This window comes from Rhodopirellula sp. JB055 (assembly GCF_043100905.1).
Taxonomy (GTDB): domain Bacteria; phylum Planctomycetota; class Planctomycetia; order Pirellulales; family Pirellulaceae; genus Rhodopirellula.
Genome location: NZ_JBICHO010000529.1, coordinates 1 through 17,004 on the forward strand (window position 1 = coordinate 1; position 17,004 = coordinate 17,004).

The 17,004-nt window shown below is 56.2% G+C and carries 13 protein-coding genes; 3 read left to right on the forward strand and 10 right to left on the reverse strand.

Annotation, left to right across the window (positions count from 1 at the left end):
• The 4 genes from ACF8AM_RS20620 to ACF8AM_RS20635 form a co-directional block, all read right to left on the reverse strand.
• Positions 1-1,325: fucose isomerase (locus ACF8AM_RS20620; protein WP_392557458.1), on the reverse strand; the 1,325-nt coding region annotated here is incomplete at its 3' end.
• A gap of 36 nt (positions 1,326-1,361) precedes the next feature.
• On the reverse strand, positions 1,362-3,035 hold the full coding sequence (locus ACF8AM_RS20625) for a ribulokinase (protein ID WP_392557459.1): 1,674 nt from the start codon (positions 3,033-3,035) through the stop codon (positions 1,362-1,364).
• Between the two features lie 117 nt (positions 3,036-3,152).
• The gene (locus ACF8AM_RS20630) at positions 3,153-5,498 is read right to left on the reverse strand and encodes an FG-GAP repeat domain-containing protein (RefSeq protein WP_392557460.1); all 2,346 of its coding nucleotides are present in this window, start codon (positions 5,496-5,498) and stop codon (positions 3,153-3,155) included.
• An 84-nt stretch (positions 5,499-5,582) separates the two neighbouring features.
• Complete coding sequence (locus ACF8AM_RS20635) at positions 5,583-6,908, reverse strand: DUF3748 domain-containing protein (protein WP_392557461.1); 1,326 nt, start codon at positions 6,906-6,908, stop codon at positions 5,583-5,585.
• A gap of 215 nt (positions 6,909-7,123) precedes the next feature.
• On the opposite strand from ACF8AM_RS20635, the gene ACF8AM_RS20640 reads away from it, so the two are divergent.
• Entirely contained in the window at positions 7,124-7,819 is a 696-nt protein-coding gene (locus ACF8AM_RS20640; RefSeq protein WP_392557462.1) for a GntR family transcriptional regulator, read from the forward strand.
• Here the strand turns inward: ACF8AM_RS20640 and ACF8AM_RS20645 are convergent.
• From ACF8AM_RS20645 to ACF8AM_RS20660, 4 genes are all read right to left on the reverse strand, one after another.
• Entirely contained in the window at positions 7,786-9,399 is a 1,614-nt protein-coding gene (locus ACF8AM_RS20645) for a sodium:solute symporter (RefSeq protein ID WP_392557463.1), read from the reverse strand. The genes ACF8AM_RS20640 and ACF8AM_RS20645 overlap by 34 nt on opposite strands.
• Before the next feature lie 8 nt (positions 9,400-9,407).
• The gene (locus ACF8AM_RS20650) at positions 9,408-10,331 is read right to left on the reverse strand and encodes a dihydrodipicolinate synthase family protein (RefSeq protein ID WP_392557469.1); all 924 of its coding nucleotides are present in this window, start codon (positions 10,329-10,331) and stop codon (positions 9,408-9,410) included.
• Positions 10,332-10,516: 185 nt separating this feature from the next.
• On the reverse strand, positions 10,517-11,896 hold the full coding sequence (locus ACF8AM_RS20655; protein WP_392557464.1) for a Gfo/Idh/MocA family protein: 1,380 nt from the start codon (positions 11,894-11,896) through the stop codon (positions 10,517-10,519).
• Between the two features lie 116 nt (positions 11,897-12,012).
• Positions 12,013-12,870: a hypothetical protein gene (locus tag ACF8AM_RS20660; RefSeq protein WP_392557465.1), complete on the reverse strand. Its 858-nt coding sequence runs from the start codon at positions 12,868-12,870 to the stop codon at positions 12,013-12,015.
• Positions 12,871-13,043: 173 nt separating this feature from the next.
• Here ACF8AM_RS20660 and ACF8AM_RS20665 point away from each other — a divergent pair, with 173 nt between their 5' ends.
• Positions 13,044-13,538, forward strand: coding sequence for a 6-pyruvoyl tetrahydropterin synthase family protein (locus ACF8AM_RS20665; protein ID WP_392557470.1), 495 nt, complete (start codon positions 13,044-13,046; stop codon positions 13,536-13,538).
• Positions 13,539-13,704: 166 nt separating this feature from the next.
• Here ACF8AM_RS20665 and ACF8AM_RS20670 read toward each other — a convergent pair whose 3' ends face one another.
• Entirely contained in the window at positions 13,705-14,727 is a 1,023-nt protein-coding gene (locus ACF8AM_RS20670; protein WP_392557466.1) for a DUF502 domain-containing protein, read from the reverse strand.
• A gap of 209 nt (positions 14,728-14,936) precedes the next feature.
• Positions 14,937-15,548 carry a ComF family protein gene (locus tag ACF8AM_RS20675; RefSeq protein ID WP_392557467.1) on the reverse strand — a complete coding sequence of 204 codons (612 nt, stop codon included), beginning with the start codon at positions 15,546-15,548 and terminating at the stop codon, positions 14,937-14,939.
• Positions 15,549-16,715: 1,167 nt separating this feature from the next.
• Here ACF8AM_RS20675 and ACF8AM_RS20680 point away from each other — a divergent pair.
• Positions 16,716-17,004, forward strand: a 289-nt coding sequence (locus tag ACF8AM_RS20680; RefSeq protein ID WP_392557468.1) for an RNA polymerase sigma factor, incomplete at its 3' end; no start/stop codon positions are given.

Below are 17,004 nucleotides of genomic sequence, written 5' to 3' on the forward strand. Positions count from 1 at the left end.
GCAATGAAAATTCGTGACCAAACCACTTCGCCGGGTTTGGAGACTCCTCGAACGGTGCTTCCGCCGGAAGGAAAGTACATCGGAGGTTGGCGGAACCCTTCCGCGTCGGCCCAACCGTTTGCAAAGTGAGAGGCTGGCACAGCACCGCTGATTTCCTGCACCCAAACTTCTTCCTCGGTTGTCCCGCTGGCATCGTGATCAGACCAACGCAAATCGTGCAGCGTATTCTCGACCGGTTGCCCCAACGCTTTATGAACTCGATTGGTAATCAACCCATCCAGGCCCGCACACTCGTCCACTTCATTGAAGTGAGTCAGCGGGGCGCCGGCATACAATTCTCGCGATCCATCTCGCGAAAACACGGGCGGCCGGACTGAGTCATTGAGCATGCCTTCCACCAAGTCACTGGCGGGCAGCAAATCTTTCAGACCTTGCTGGTACTGAATCCCAATCGCATCGCAACCAAAGTCATCCGCGATTCGCATCGCCGCAATGTAGACGCGACACTGACCGAGAATCTGAGCATCGGTGAGATCGGTTTCGTGATTGGGTCCGGTATGGAATTTCATCCCCGCCTGATCCAACCAGTTGCGAACGGCCTGTGCCTCTTCATCACTCACCTGCTGCGACTCGTGATAGAGAGCAGATTGACTCAATCGCTCTTTGAAGACGCCCGTGGCATGCAGTAAATGATCGGGAATGATGGCATTGAACATCCCCATGCAGCCTTCATCGAACACACCCAAAATGGCCTTTTCACGCTGCAGCGTCTCGGCAATCTCCAATGCCTTTGCTCGAGCATTTTCGTCGCAACTGGTGATCTCAAATGGCGTCACATGATCCATCTCATGAGCAACTGACCCTGTTTCCAACCAGCTCTTCAGCTTGCTCAAGAACGCTGAGTCCGAAAACTCCTCGCTCCACAACGAACTGTATTGAACGCCCGCCTTCGTGAGTGAACCATTGAGATTCAGCAAACCCACCAACCCCGGCCACTGCCCGGACCAGTTTGCAACCGTCAAAATCGGGCCTCGGTGCGTCATCAATCCAGCCAGCACGTGATGCGAGTACTGCCAAACCGCCTCGGCAACAATCAGCGGGGCATTGGGATCGATGGCGCGAAACACGTCCATGCCCTGCCGCTGTGACCGAATGAATCCATGCCCACGCGTTTCGTCAAACTCATGTCCACGAGTGACCTGGTGGCCGAAAGATTCGATCGCCGCGATCAACCGCGATTCCATCTCTTTTTGCGCCTCCCAACAAACCTGGTTTGCAGAATCCCGTAGGTCGCCGGAGGCTATCAGTGTGATCGTCTGAGGCATCGTTTCGTCAGCCCGTGTAAAAAGAGGAAGAGGAGTTCAAATTTGTTGCATCGCGACCGCGTGAGCCAATTGTCGATAGCGACGGTATAGCAGATCGTATGCTTCCGTCCGTTCCAACCGTGGCAAAATCAAATCACGACGATCTTCTGGAACCGCCGCCATCGCTGAAGCGGCCTCCGCGATGCTGGAAAAGGGTGTTTTTTCAGGTCCTGCAGCGACCATCCCCAGAACCGCCGCACCAACAGCCGGGCCCTGCGAGGAAGGATGAATTTCAATCGGCATCCCCAGCACATCCGCATAAACCTCCACGAAGGCTCGGTTGTGGTGCGGCAAACCGCCCGTGGCAATGATGCGATCGATCGGTACGCCCTGGTCGCTGGAGTTCGCTGAGCCCCTCTGATTCGTATCAGCCAGATCAGCATTTCCATGACGAAGCATTTCCACAATCCAACGCACACCAAAGGCGGACGCTTCCATCAACGCCAGATAAAGATGAGCAGGACCATGCTGCATTCCCAGCCCAGTGAATGCGCCACGAACAGCACCGTCCATCAACGGCGTTCGACAGCCGTTCATCCAATCCAAACAAGAGACACCCTCCGCCCCCGGAGGCAGTCTCATCGCTTCCTCAGCCAAGTCATCAAACGATTCGCGATTCAAAAGTTTCCGCAACCAAGCGAACGCATCTCCAACCGCCGCCTGCCCGGTTTCATAACCGAACAACCCCGGCAAGATACCGCCTTCGACCACGCCAGCCACCCCGGGCATGTCCACCATTCTTGTCGCGTTGAGCATGTGACAACTGCTGGTCCCCAACACCATCACCAGCGTCCCTGGCTCGGCCGCGCCCACTCCCGGCACACCGGAGTGAGCATCGATGATCGCTGCCGATACGGGTATCCCAGCGGGCAACCCAAACTGGGCTGCCATCCCGTCGGTCAAATGCCCAGCCACCTGGCCCGGCGACCGCATTTGCTCCACTGATTGACCCGGCATCCGATCGGCAACCGCTTCAGCAAGCTTCGAGTGAACGGCCTGAAAATATTCCTGCGATGGATAACCATCTTCCGCCGACCACATCGCTTTGTAACCCGCCTGGCAGGTCGACCGAACCAACGAATCACTGTCTCCACCGACCAGTTGCCACACGAACCAATCGCCGGCCTCCAACCACACTTCCGCCAACTCAGCCACTTCGGGATCGTGCTCGATCGTCTCCAGCATCTTCGGAAAGAACCACTCCAATCCGATCACACCGCCGTATCGTTTCAGAAACGATTCCTCACGTTCCCTTGCGATCGAAGTCATCCGTTCCGCTTGCTCCAAAGCCCCATGGTGCTTCCACAGCTTCGGCCATGCCAACGGACGAGACTTCAGCGACTCCAGCTCACACAGAGGCGTCCCATCGTGCTTGGTCGGCAGCATCGTGCAACTGGTGAAGTCGACGCCAGCGCCCACGATTTCACTGCCAGTCAAACCCGCCTTCGCCAACGCCTCTTTCGTTGCGATGGAGGCGGACTCAATCCAGTCCGCTGGGCACTGCAATGCATATCGCTCTGGCAGCGGTTCGTCACGACCAGGCAAAGCATCCAAGATCTGTCCATGCCGAAACGGACTGACCGAAGACCCCACTTCGTGGCCCTCGGCATCAACCAAGATGGCACGCACAGACTCCGTTCCAAAATCGAGACCGAGAGCGATGACAGGCATGAGGATGTCGAATCGTTAAGAAAAGAAAAATCAAGAAACAAAAATTCACCCGCGAAGCGTTCAGAAACCCAGAACACCTCGCAGGCAATCAGCCATCGAAAAGCTTGCACCCAGCCGTCACTTGGGATCGCGGAACGAACGCCCACGATCGTAGCTGATCTTCGACACGGTTTGCGTTTCGTCACCGACTTGGGCCTCAAACATCAACACAATTCGGTCGTCTTCGCTACTCGCATCAAACCGCAAATCAGTGCATGTAACCTTCCCTGCCTTCGGTTGATCCCAAAGCACGGTGATCGGCCCCGACCATTTGATCCCATCGTGATAACGGAATCTCACCAGGTCAGACTTTTTCGCGTCTTTGTTCGGCTCAATCCATGCCGCAACACGCCCACGCGTCGTATCCAATGCGATTGCATCTTCGCGTTGCACCTTGGGATCATCCGGCGTTGCCGGCAGAGCTTTGTCAAACTGAACCTTCCCAGCGATTTCTTTGCTGGAGAACGAAATGCAATCGTCATGGAAAATGTGATAGATCCGGCCGTTTTCACTGCCTACGATCAGATCCCATTTCCCATCCCGGTTGAAGTCCGAGACAGCGGGACTCGCGGTGTGCCCTGCCACATTTCGCCGAGCCAAATTCCCGATGCGTTTCAACACGACCTTGCCGTCTTGATCCGCCACATTGCGGTACCAAGTCACGTTTTCTGAATTAATCAACACATCCAAACGCCCATCGGAATCCCAATCCGCAACGGCGACTTTGACGCGTCCAGATCGACCCGCGGTTCCAGATGCTAAACGAATGGGATGACCGGATTCATCAACAAACAAACGTTCCGCCTTCCCCGCCGAACGACGAAGCGTCAAATAACCTTCCTGATCCATCAACACCAAATCCAATTCCTCGTCGCCATCAAAATCAATCGCGACCGGCGTTGTTCGCCACTGCGTCAAGGACCTCTTCGAAGCGGGCTTCCAAGGGTACCAAGCCGGCGGGTTTTCAACGGGAGCCGATTCCAAGTCCTGCTCCACCAACGTGCCAGACTCATTCTGTAACACGCCGACCTCCGACAAGATCGAGTTGTAAATGATGTCATCGTCGCCATCACCATCCCAATCAGCCAGTGACAAGGTCGTGTAGCCCCACTTGGCTTCGCATGGCCCTTGGATCGAACCGTTCTCGCCTGCCAAAATCCGAAACGGTTCTTCGGTTCCATCTTGATGCCGAATGTTTAGCAACACGGGTTCCGCCCACTTCGGCAACCCCTCTTCGCCCTCTCCAAGGTTTTCAAACCAACCAATGTTTCCGGCGGTATTCCCACAGACAATGTCATCATCACCGTCACGATCCCAATCCGACACATAGGGAGTCGCCAGGGCACCAAACTTCAGCGTGTCCGCTTTTTGCCGGAAGTAAACCGGGTCCTCAAACACAGGTTGTCCATCACGAAGTTCACCGGTGTTTTCAATGAATGCAACGCGACCGTCTTCATCCCCCACGATCAAATCCGCATCGCCATCTCGATCCCAATCGATCGCGGTCGGCGTGATCATTTGCAAGTGCATCGTCAGTCGCTCGCCGTTCACATTCTCAAGCTCCTTCCCTGTTTGATAGCGAGGCTTCTCACGCGTCCCCACGTTTTCAAAGTAAGTGAAGTAGTCCAAAAAATTGCCCACGATCATATCCAGGTCATCATCTCCATCGAAGTCGACCAGACTTGCACACGGCCACCCGAAAACATCGATGGGTTCCTCGCCAGCCAAGATCATCTCAGGCTTTCCATAGTCCGGGTTGGCATCATCCCCAGCGTTGGACATCAAGAACACGTATCCATGCAGCGGTCCGTTGCGCCAATCGCCCTTCTCATCGTAGGCATGGTCCCAAACCAAATCGGACCAATCACCGACACCAGCGATCAAGTCGTGATCGCCGTCACCGTCGTAGTCCACATAACGCCACATGTTCCCGCGAATTCGGGCTCCCGGGGTGTTCAGCGGTTTCGCAGGCGCAGAGATACCAGTGGGCTTGTCAAAATCAAACTTCCCTGTGGACGGATCCTGCGCAAAATACTTGCCCGGAATCAAAACTCGCTGCTCACCGTTGACTTCGCTTGCCAACATATTGTGAAACGCTCGACCAAGCCGAACCGGTGCTTCAAACACCGGCATCTTGACGCCTGGATCCTGTGTTGAATTTTCAAAGTAGTACGTCCCATTGGAAGGCTTGTCTGGACAGCCCACCAACAAATCCAAGTCACCGTCACCGTCGTAATCCATCGGCAACGGATAGGCCCAAAGCCCGACACCCAAATCAACTTCCAAACCACGGTTGTTGTACTTCAACGGCACCAACTTGGGATTCTCATCGGCACTCAAAAATTGACCTACCTGGATCAACAACATCCATCCCAATCCCATTGCCAACGCGAATGGTTGTAGTGACCGTCTGCGAATACTCATCGTTGCTCTCTCTTTCTCAGGTTGTTCGCCTCCCAAGCATTTGGCCCAGAATGGCGGTTGGCTTTCTCAATCGTCCGAGGCGTCTTATCCACCGGACGCTCCCCCTGCCTTTGAATCGGCCAGGAAGATTTGGTTGCAAGAACCGTTGTCGCTTGAAACCGCGCCGCCAAAGGCAACGTGACTTCCATCTGGCGAGTACACGACCGCGAAAGGCAAGCAGCGAATTCGCGAACCGCCTTCCGCCAATGTCTCGATGCGTCCATCAGTCAAATTCACTTCGCAAACCGAATTTCCGATCACACAGGCAGCATGGTTCCCACCTGGATGAATCGTGAACGCGGAAGCGACGGATTCGTTCCCACTGGTAACTTGATGGTGCGATCCACCCTTCGGCGAAATCGACCACAACTGAACCACGCCCTCATCATCTCGCATCAAAAAATAGACTTGGCTGCCCTCCGGTTTGCTCCGTGGCCAATGGCGCACATCGGTCGCCACGCCGGGATACGAGCGATCGATCGTGTGAGTCAAACGCCGCTGCAACGCTCCCGCCGGCGGGGTCGGTCGCGTGGTCGCGGTGCCTTGCAATGGACCGGCCCCGGGCACCGTGCAATCCGCTGGCAAATCCACCACGAACAACTCGGTCACCAGTGCCTTTTCTCCGCTGGGATCTGCAGCAATGACAACATCGCCAAGAAACGCCAAAGCCCTCGCGGAGGTTGGGTCTTGGTCGGATTTCTGCGATCTTGTCGCGATCCAAGAGTCTTCGTACGCCTTGCAAATCTGGTCCGTGCCGGGCTCAGGGTGATCATGAGTCTGCGTCACCAACACGCTCCAAAACGCCCCGTCATGATTGCGGCGATGCGTCTTTGGAACCGACACGGGTTGGCACGGAATCGAAACACCCACGTTGCGTTGATTCGAATATTTACTGACCGATCCTGCGGCCAACACATGGTCCTCGTAGGTAAAACTGATCCACTGGCCTTCGCTGTCGAAAACGTGCACGTGACTGCCACCTCGCAGTGCCCCAGCCGTGAATGGGTCGACGATATCTCGCGCGTCTAAATTCTGAACAGTATCGGCCTGCCCAGGACACATCATGACACCGCGACGATGAAAGGACGCGTAGCTCCAAGCCGGCGTTGGGTCCTCTGGCCCATGAATGAACACAATCTTGTCTTCCGTTGGACTGGCCGTCACAACTCCTACACAGGCACCTTGAGGAGCCTCATACACCACTTCGACTTCGCATGTCTTCGCGTTGACACGTTCAATACGTGCCCCATCAAAGACCGCTCCGCTTGCATCGCTACGAATGTCGTAATAGATCCAGGCCCCATCCCACGACCAAACATTCGCGTTGGTCAGATGATGATGATGCTGGCGATGAGTGAGCTGACGAATCATGCCACCACCCGCCAATTGTTTTGCCGTCCCACATCTCGGCTATCGTGCCTTGAGGCACCTTGCAATGCATAGACTTCCGCTTCACCAACACGCTGCCCAGCATCTATAGACGCATAGGACCAATGTTGCCTCGCTGTTAGAATGCGTTCCCCGATCGCGTCCCCACGCGTCGGCCCCGGATCCATCTCGTCCCTCCCCACCCCCGCTTCACGACAATGACTCCAGGGCGTCACCAAGTCGAAACGCACGCCAGCCGTGCCTATCATCATCTGCGTCAAAAACTGATTTCGGGTGAATTCAAACCCGGAACCCGGTTGTTGTACGGACCAATCGGAAAAGAAATTGGCGTCTCGGCCACCCCGGTCCGAGAAGCCGCCGGTCAGCTCGCGACCGAAGGCATGGTCGAGCTGGTCCCCCAAATCGGCGCCGTCGTGCGATCGATCAACGAACCCGAAGTGCAAGAGCTCTACGAGGTTCGCAATCTGATCGAACCCTTCGCGTCGGCTCGTGCCTCGGAGCGTTCGACGTCGGAAGACATCCAGTTGATCGCGAAAGAATACAACACGATGCGAGAGTTGGTGGAACGCCAAAAGCAAACCGACTCCCCAGAAGAAAGCCAAAAGATCGCCTACGAATTCAATCAAGCGGATCACAACTTTCACTTGCGAATCGTCGAAGCGACCGGCAACCACACATTGGTAAGAACCTCCACTCAGTCCAACATCCTGACTCGCGTGTTCGGAATCTGGATGCATCGCCAAGGCGCCGACGTGATGGAGAATACCTGCAACGAACACGAAAAGATCTTCACCGCCATTCAAAACGGGAATGCAGAAGCGGCGCATGAAGCAGCCTCGAATCACATCTTGAAAGGCCTTCAACTCTCGCTCCAATCCTTTCGCGAAGCCTGACCATCGCCCAAACCAAGGGCTGCGAGGAGAACTCCCACCCCGATCATCAGGCACGGCCCCACCACGATCGTCATGAACTTGTCCATCGGATTGGCATAAGCCGCCCATGATTCGGGCCACACGCTGGTTTGCGAAATCGTCATCCAGGCGATCACCAAACCGCCAATCGCGAAAGCACTCACGGCAGGTGCACCATGCAATCGCGGCACCGTGATCCCGAGCAAGAACAAGCCGACAATCCCAGCGCCCAACACGCCTGAGAGTGTCCACCAAACATCCAAGGTGCTGTCGGTCAATCGGACGAGTGCCAGAGCCATCCCGGTTCCCATGGCTCCCCACGCGATGGTCGACAATCGCAACACGCCGATGTTTTGTTCGTCCGAGGAATCCCGGCGAATCAACCGCCGATAAAAATCGCTCATCACCAACGTCGCGGATGAATTGAGCGACGTGGAAACGGTACTCATCGCTGCTGCGAACACCGCCGCGATCAACAGCCCTCGAACGCCTTGTGGCAGGTGAGCCGCAATGAAGTGCGGGAATACCCGATCGCCCAAGTCACTTTCGGTCAGACTTGCCGACATCTCCGCCATCTGCGCCGGGTAATCCGCCGCGTTTTCAGAGACACCCGCCTGCATCAGTTTTTGCTCTGCGACGATTCTCCGGACTTCATCCAGGTCCTGTGGGTGCCCTTCGTAGTAGGCATACAGCGACGATCCAATGAACAGGAACAACGCGCTGACGGGAACATACAGCAATGCCCCCACCCACACGCTCTTCGCCGCTTCGCGATCCGAACGCGAAGCGATGTAGCGCTGCACATAACTTTGATCGATCCCAAAGTTACGAAGGTTGTCGAACAACCCAAACGCCAACACGACCCAAATCGTTGATTCCGAAAAGATGAAGGAGCTATCGCCCAAGGAGAATTTCTGGTTCTCGTTGGCAACCGCCAGCACTTCGGCGGGGCCCCCCGGCATTCCCAACAACAAAATCCCCAGCGCCAACAACGCCCCGGCCAATAACACGATCGCCTGAATCGCATCCGCCCAAATCACAGCCACGATCCCACCCACAAATGAGTAAACCGTGACCACCACTCCGGTGCACGCAATGACCAATCGAATGTCCCATCCAAACAAGACCGCCATCGGCAATGCCATCAAGTACATCACCACACCGATCCGCGCGATTTGAAACAGCAGATAAAACCCGCTGGCAAAGAGCCTCGCCCAAAGCCCAAACCGCCGTTCCAACAACGAATATGCCGAGACCTCGCCGCTCTTTCGATACAGCGGCAAGAACCAACGCACCGCGATCGCAGCCGCAATCGGGATCGCCAACGAGTACATGAACGCGTTCCAGTTGTCGACAAACGCTTTGCCCGGCAACGCCAGATAACTGATGCTGCTCAAGTAAGTCGCGAAAATCGACAGCCCACACAACCACCCCGGAAGGGATCGACCACCGGCAGAAAAATCATCCGCCGAGCGATTGCGGGCCCAAAAGTAAAACCCCATAGCCAAGATGGCGACGAAGTATGCGACAAGGACCGCGTAGTCCAAGCCCGTGAACGCCATCGCCGCAATCATAGAATCCCCAAGTCACGCAGGACCACAGCCACTTTCTCTCGCTCGGGTTCAAAGAAACGATGAAACGGATCCGCGGGAAGATCACTGCAGATCCCTAACAACGATGCGGCGCACTTGGTGGCTTTGATGTGACGTGACGCGTACTTGCCAACATCATAAATGTCTTGGAAACGACGAATCTTGGCCATCGCTGCTTCTGTCTTGGCCGCGTCATTCGCCGTCAGGCCTTCGTAGCAATCCACGAAACAACGGGGCATCACGTTCGCGCCACCCGATACACCACCGTCGCCGCCCAACTGGTGAGCTTCCGGCAGCATGGCTTCGGGGCCGAGCAAGACCGACCAATCATCACGCACTTCGTTCCGCAACTCGCACAAACGCCGAAAGTAGTCCAGGTCACCGCTGCTGTCTTTGACACCCACGATCGACTGGATCTCAGAGAGCTTTCGCAAGGTTTCCATCTCAAACCAGACCTTGGTCAATCCCGGCATGTTGTACAGCATCAACGGCAACGGGATTTCAGGCGCAATGTTCTGAACATAGGCCGTCAATTCCGTCTGGCCGGCCGGAAAATAGTACGGCGTGGTCAGGACCGCCGCGTCCGCGCCAGCATCGGCCGCATGACGGGCCAGTTCAATCGATTCCACAAAGGCCGTGTCGGTAACTCCCACCAAAACCGGCACACGCTTGGAAACCAATCGAGTGGTGGCGGTGATCAACTCACGACGCAACCGATAACTCAAACTGGGGGCCTCGCCAGTCGTTCCCAGAATAAAGATTCCTGAAACGCCACCGTCGATGACATGCTCGACCAAGCGTTCCAATCCCTCCTGGTCCAACTCATCGCGAGCACGCAGGGGAGTGATCAAGGGAGGCACAATGCCTTGCAAGCGATTGCCTGCAGTGAACAGACAAGACATATCGCGAGCGGCAGTATTGGAGGGAGATTTCATCTTGTGGGGACAGACGAAAAGCGGGGAGAGGATGAAGGCGGGATTGAGCAACAGCCCAACGGTGAACGACCGTCCACGAAGGGCGGCCGTTCACAAAATCTTGATTCGCGAATCGAACAAAGCCTCAATCCGCGAAAAGAAGGCATAACAGTCTAGACGGTCGCGCGGGCCGCCGCATCCACCGACCAGCCTTCGCGATAATTTTTGCTCAACAACGAGGTGGCTTGCTCGTCACCCGTGCAAACCATCTCCGAAGCATTGAACTTCAACTCGCGACCGCATTGATGAGCGACGGTGCCCAACAACACCGTTTCGGTCAGCGGCCCCGAATAATCAAATTGGCACAGCGGAGTGCCCTGCCCACGAATCGCTTGCATCCATTCCATGTGATGACCGACCGAGTCGGCGATCCGTGGTGCCGCCGGTTTGAAGTCCGCGAATTTGTCTTTGGGAAGCAACGTGTAACTGCCATACGTCGCGATCATCATTCCTTTGTCACCAACAAACAACACTCCGCTGCCGGGCACCGAAACACCTTCGAGTTCCTTCGGCGAACGGTCGCCGTCGTACCAAGTCAAATCCAACTCGTCATGCTTGTCGGTCGCATCGAAGTGATAACGAACCTTCAAACCCGTTGGGCAATAATCGTCCGAAGGCGGCGGGCCATCCGCGACAACACTCGATGGCAAGTGCAACCCCAATGCCCAGAACGGCAAGTCAACATAGTGGCATCCCATGTCACCGAGTGTGCCCGCACCATAAGCACGATAGCGTCGCCACGATGCGGGGTGCAAACCTGGGGTGTAATCGATCTTGGGTGCAGGGCCGAGCCACAGGTCCCAATCCACGTTGGCTGGTGCTTCCCCTTGTGGTTTCGGCAATTCGGTCGCGCCCCAGCCTTTTCCAACCCACACGTGAACTCGAGTGACGTTGCCAATCACGCCATCTTGGATCATCTCCACCACACGGCGATAGTTGGAACCCGCGTGAATCTGGGTGCCCATTTGCGTCACCACACCGGCTTTTTTGGCCGCCAACCGAATGGCGCGTGCTTCGGCAACCGTATGAGTCAAAGGCTTTTCGCAGTAGACGTTCAACCCCTGTTCAATCGCTCGCATGGTGGCCGGTGCGTGATGATGATCGGGCGTGCTGATCACCACCCCATCCAACTCCGTTTCTTCGCGAAGCATTTCGCGGTAATCGCGATACAATTTGGCTTTCGGGAATCGTTCGCCACCTGCCTTCAAGTAGTTGGCATCCACGTCACAAAGTGCGACCAAATTCTGAGATTGCACCCCAGCCACATTGGCGGCACCACGATTGGCGATCCCAATGACGGCCAAGTTCAACGGGCGATCGGGGTCAATCTCTTTCGCGGCTTTCGCCACCGGTGCACTCATGTGCGATGTCGCAGCCAGTCCCAATGTGGCCCCAGTCCACTGCATCCATTGGCGACGATCGACTGTCGCCCCCGGTTTTGGCTGTGACAGCGGGTTGGTGGCGGACGAGACGACAGAGCGGGCGGATTTCATCGGTGATCCTCGTGTGTCAAATGCATTGAGTCAGCCGGCCCGGGCACCTAGATCCAGTGCACGCCCCGTACTGAACGAGCCGACATTGTAATGTGTCATTTGAGCATCCGCGGCACTCAGTCTTGCCCCACCCCCTTGCTCTGCGACGACGGCGTCTGGACGGACATTAACACGCCACGCTGGAGTAGCACGGGTTCTTTATCGCTCCAATCCACTTGAAACGGTTCGCTGGTCGCCACCTCCGAATCGCAAATCCCCAATGCCAAACGCATCATTCGGCGGTGTTGGCGCTGGTCGTCGACCAGCGGAACGCTCCGGTCAGAAACGACCGGCAAAGCGATTTGTTCATCCCGGTGATAGCAAGCAATCCGGTGCAGCGTCACGACACGCAACCAATGCCAGGGCCGTTCCACACAAACGTGCTTGCGGCACCAACCCCAATCCGCGAAACGCAGCAACTCGTCTTCTTGAAACAAAAAGCAGCGAATGCATTCTTTGCGAACCACTTGGCGGTCTTCGCAAGTCATGCAGAACAGCCAAACTTTTCGCGGCATCGAGGACGTTGCCAACCACCCCGTCAGAATACTGGCGGCGTCATTGAGGATTTCAAACCCAACGCGACCTTCCGTGGGAACGATGGGCGCGTTCAAGGTCGTCGAACGAGCCAACTGGCGCAGGGACTCTCGTGCCGAAGGGTTGTCGTAAGCATCATCAATCGTTCGCCTCGGTGCAACGTTGCGAAACACCAACTGCACGGTTTCGTCGTCCCCCTCGACCGGCAACAGATAATGAGCCTGAAACAGCAACTCATCCGAATCACCACGGCGGAGTCGATCCAAATACTTCAGTCGCCTGCGAAACAACACCCACCAACTGATCGCAATCCCCAGCAACACGCCTGCCGCTTTCCCCAGAACCTCCGGGACCACACGCTGCCACTCCATCTCAGAGAGCCACTCCCACAACGTTTCCATTCCGACCACCCCGAATAGGCACCGACCAACATCCAACCAGAACAATCAAACTTCCCGCACAAGTTAACACAGCCTCGGCGGAACCAGGGATCCGCGTGCTCTTGATGGGACACTCGTCTATCATTGGCCCCACGCCGCTTTCCATTCAGACTCTTTCTCTGTGCCATCCCTACATGTCAGCCACGTTTCGCGTCGACGTTTCCAAAGAACAATTCATTTTCTCCGCTGCCCACTTCATCACGTTCGCAGGCGACATTTGCGAGCGCATTCATGGGCACAACTACGGTGTCCGCGTCAGCGTGGAAGGGCCTCTGGATGAGAACCGCTACGTCGTCGACTTCATCGCCCTGCGTGATGCCGTGCTGAAGCAAACGCAGGCACTCGATCACCACGTGATCCTGCCACGCGATCACGAAGAGATCTTGATCACGCAGGACGAGACCGAAACCACCGCGCGTTTTCGAGAACGACGTTGGGTCTTTCCGAACGAAGACTGCATCATCATGCCGGTGATCAACACCACGGCAGAAGAGATCGCTCGTGTGATTGCAGAAAACGTTCGCCAACAAACGCGAGAACAATTCGGCGATGCGCTGTCATCGATCGAAGTCGCTGTCGATGAAAACGCTGGCCAATGGGGCGTCTGTAGACTGCCCTGGAACGAGTGACCACGCCTCAGACCAAAGGCAATCTCGAGGGAGGCCGACCGCCGGAACGCCGGACGGTGTGTGGCACTTTCGGGATGCCGACTGAAGGCCTCAGTCGGCTACAAGACACTCCGGTACAGTCGCGCACGAAATACGATCCGAGCGAGGCCGGTTAAAACTTGTCTTTTCAGGTGCTCGATGAGACCGCACCGTCTTGCGCGACCGAATCCCCGATCGAAGGCACAACGATCTGCTTGGCAAGTTTCCCGCCCGGCACGTCGTATCGCTGATTGATTGGCACCACGACACCGCAACTGACGATGAACTGCAGCGCTTCGTCAATCGTCAGATTCAAGTCGATCGCCTCGCTCCGGCGAACACTGACCGTGAACCCAGTCATCGGCATCGGGCTGGTCGGCATCAACACGCTCAACATCGGTTCGCCAGCGGCTTCCGAAATCTCACGCATGCCATTGCCTGTCACAAATCCGAGCGACCAAATTCCGTCGCGAGGGTATTGGATCGCGACCACGCGATTGAATTCAATCTGTCGGTCATCAAACGCGAAATCCGTGATCTGCTTCACGCTTCCATAGACCTTGTTCACGATCGGAATTCGCAAAATCGTGGCGTCAAATGTCGTCACAAACCAACGCCCGATTCCGCCCGTGAACAACCGACCCAGAAAATACAGCAGCACGAAAAACACGATCAAAAAGACCGGCACGACCACCGATCGTGGCATGTACTGAAGCTGAACAAATCGGTCCCAATACGCCATCGCGTTGTTCGGTGGAACCGCATACGGACCAAACGCATCGATTTCCGAATCGACGCGTTGAACCACGTACCCAGGCAAATAACGCCGCCCGGTTGGATCAGGAACGTACGACAAACCTTTGTAGGTGAAGCCACGCTGATTGCTTTTCCCCAGCGTTCCATCCGGCGAATCATTGATGATCGCCCCTTCGGGTGGTCGCTCAAACGTCTCGCTGACTGCGGGGATCAACACAAAACGACGAATGCCTGTCTCGACCGGCAGCAACACGTAGTTTTCGATCGCGTTCCACGCCCAAATCAAAACAACGATTGTCAGCAGCGGAGGCAGAACGACCCCCAATCCGCGAACGATCGCGCGGCGGGCACCACCTTTGTGATGAGCGGAATTTTCGCTTTGGTTTTCGAGAGAGTTGTCGGTCGATTCAGTCATCGTGCGGGAAAACCGGATGAGAAGATCATTGGGACGATCGCTCGCCAAAAGGACTTCACGCCATGGAGAAGAGAAGTCGTCGTGCAATGGGACGTTGTTTCCGCCGCCGCGTCCAACCGCACGACAGACTTTAACACGGAATGCCGATCCACAAACCCGCAAACTCGCCCCAACCAACCCAATCGGCAAGGAACCATACGCTCAGCCAATCATTTTGGTGCGTCACGAATTGCTCGAGCAACCACCAGCAAATCCACTCGGGCAGCACCCGCATCCAACAACACCCGAGAGATTTCATCGGCGGTCGCCCCGGTTGTCATCACATCATCAACCAAAAGAACCGTTCGTCCCACCAGCCGTTTTCTCCAACGGCGTCGAACCTGAAACGCACCTCGCACATTTTCGCGCCGAGCCGCGTCGTCCAAGAACGCCTGCTTTTGTACCGAACGCTTGGTTTCTAACAACGATCCAAACGGGAAATTCATCTCCCGAGCAAACCGACTGGCCAACGAACCGGTCCCCACACCTCCGCGCCGAAACTGGCGCCAAAACGGGCTGGGCACATGCGTGACCACCAACGAACCTCTTGATTCTCCCTGGCGGTCTGAATCGAGAGCATCCGGTTCGCCCGCCGAGCGACGGGCGTCCCCGACACGGTAACGATCCGCCAACCGGACGGCCAATTCACGGGCAATCGCCGTGTTGCGAGGGTACTTGGCGGCAATGATCGCTTGACGCACCACCTCGTGATACCGATACACCGCTGTCGCCGACGCGAACGAAAAAGACGTTTCGCGTCGCGCACATTCAGGACAAGGCAAATCCCTTTCCGCGGACTCACTCTCGGCGGAATCCTCCTGAATCGAGCCCCAATGAACAGCGGTTTGAGGCCCAGACTCCGCAGGCCTGATCCCTGTAACTGGCCAGGCACACTGCACGCATGCGGACTGCATCGCGGGCGCCGACTGCACCAGCGAGGTCTCGCAGCGACGGCAAAAAAGGGCAAAATGCCGCCCCGAGGCAGAAGAATTCGCGCGAGTCCCCCCTGCCGCCGAAGTCCGCGACGGAGCCTGCCAAGTCAGTTCCCCGCATAACACGCAAACGGGCGGGAACAGCAGCGGCGCCAGCAATTCACCGGTGTCTTTGACACTTTCGATCAAAAAGTGAGTGCTTTTCACAAAATAACTTTGTGTTCCCGCGAACCTTCTGCTGAAATAATCCTCTAACCAGTCAGCGACATCACACCCCGCAGTGACGGGGAAGTTGCATGAAGCGTTCGGCCATGGGCATCGCCCCGTTGACCGATTCGCAATTGTAACGAATTCTGTTGTCCTTACTTTCCGTTTTTGAGCTCCATCACCGCACCGAGAAAATCGGCGCAGGGAGGATTCGATGCGTAACCTGATCTCGACTCAACGTGTTGTTCGCATTTCCCAGACCTTGGGTGCGATGCGTACGAATGCTGCCGAGACTCTGTGCGTCGTCATCCATTCCTGCTCATTGCAGTGGGAGGGCCTCGGTTATCCGGGGTCCAGCGTCCCGGAGCCTCTGGCAGCCAGTTTTGCGGCAATAAAACCCTGGCGGTTTTCTTTTGCCACAGACCAAACGTGTCACAGGCATATGCGATAAGGCCCCCAGCCTTTCCCTCGCATTGAACTGAAGCACGACGCGAAAAGTCTCTGGCACGACTGCCCCCTGGGGTCAAGCCGTTGACTTTTCGTTTGCCGCCCATCGCGTTTCGCGTCGGCAGCGCCCCGTTCGGATTCGAACCTCGCCTGCACCTTCGTCCATCGCTCACATCGATGGCAGATGTCTTCACCCCAGACTTCTGAATGACGTTGTTGCATCCAGCGAAGTGTTCTCATCCACTGACGAGGCTCGCTGATCAAGCAGATTCTTCGATCGGGTTTTCCAACTGGTTTGAAACAATTCAGCAGGCAGTCGCTTGGCTGACCTGAACAGGAAAGTATTCCCGGGATCCCGGGAGGATGGACACCATGAAGATCACACCTGATTTCACGACCACCGTTTCGCCGACTGACGGCAACGCCATCGTTCGCAACTCGCCCTCCGCATCGGCTTCCGGTCGAACGGTGGCGCAATTGGTCATCGCGGCTCAAGGCGGTGACCAACTGGCGTTCGGCGATCTGTTCGAACGCTACCGACCCGTCATCGTTGCCTTGGCAATCAGCCGAGTTCGCAACGTGCACGAAGCCGAAGAATTGACCCAAGACGTGTTCATCCACGCGATGCAACAGTTGGATCCCCTTCGCGTGC

What these genes read in the sequence shown, in the direction of transcription:
- ACF8AM_RS20630 (WP_392557460.1), bottom strand. Translation starts at nt 5,498, where the DNA reads ATGAGTATTCGCAGACGGTCACTACAACCATTCGCGTTGGCAATGGGA.
- ACF8AM_RS20670 (WP_392557466.1), bottom strand. Translation starts at nt 14,727, where the DNA reads ATGACTGAATCGACCGACAACTCTCTCGAAAACCAAAGCGAAAATTCC.
- ACF8AM_RS20665 (WP_392557470.1), top strand. Translation starts at nt 13,044, where the DNA reads ATGTCAGCCACGTTTCGCGTCGACGTTTCCAAAGAACAATTCATTTTC.
- ACF8AM_RS20640 (WP_392557462.1), top strand. Translation starts at nt 7,124, where the DNA reads ATGACTCCAGGGCGTCACCAAGTCGAAACGCACGCCAGCCGTGCCTAT.
- ACF8AM_RS20650 (WP_392557469.1), bottom strand. Translation starts at nt 10,331, where the DNA reads ATGTCTTGTCTGTTCACTGCAGGCAATCGCTTGCAAGGCATTGTGCCT.
- ACF8AM_RS20645 (WP_392557463.1), bottom strand. Translation starts at nt 9,399, where the DNA reads ATGGCGTTCACGGGCTTGGACTACGCGGTCCTTGTCGCATACTTCGTC.
- ACF8AM_RS20655 (WP_392557464.1), bottom strand. Translation starts at nt 11,896, where the DNA reads ATGAAATCCGCCCGCTCTGTCGTCTCGTCCGCCACCAACCCGCTGTCA.
- ACF8AM_RS20635 (WP_392557461.1), bottom strand. Translation starts at nt 6,908, where the DNA reads ATGATTCGTCAGCTCACTCATCGCCAGCATCATCATCATCTGACCAAC.
- ACF8AM_RS20660 (WP_392557465.1), bottom strand. Translation starts at nt 12,870, where the DNA reads ATGGAAACGTTGTGGGAGTGGCTCTCTGAGATGGAGTGGCAGCGTGTG.
- ACF8AM_RS20625 (WP_392557459.1), bottom strand. Translation starts at nt 3,035, where the DNA reads ATGCCTGTCATCGCTCTCGGTCTCGATTTTGGAACGGAGTCTGTGCGT.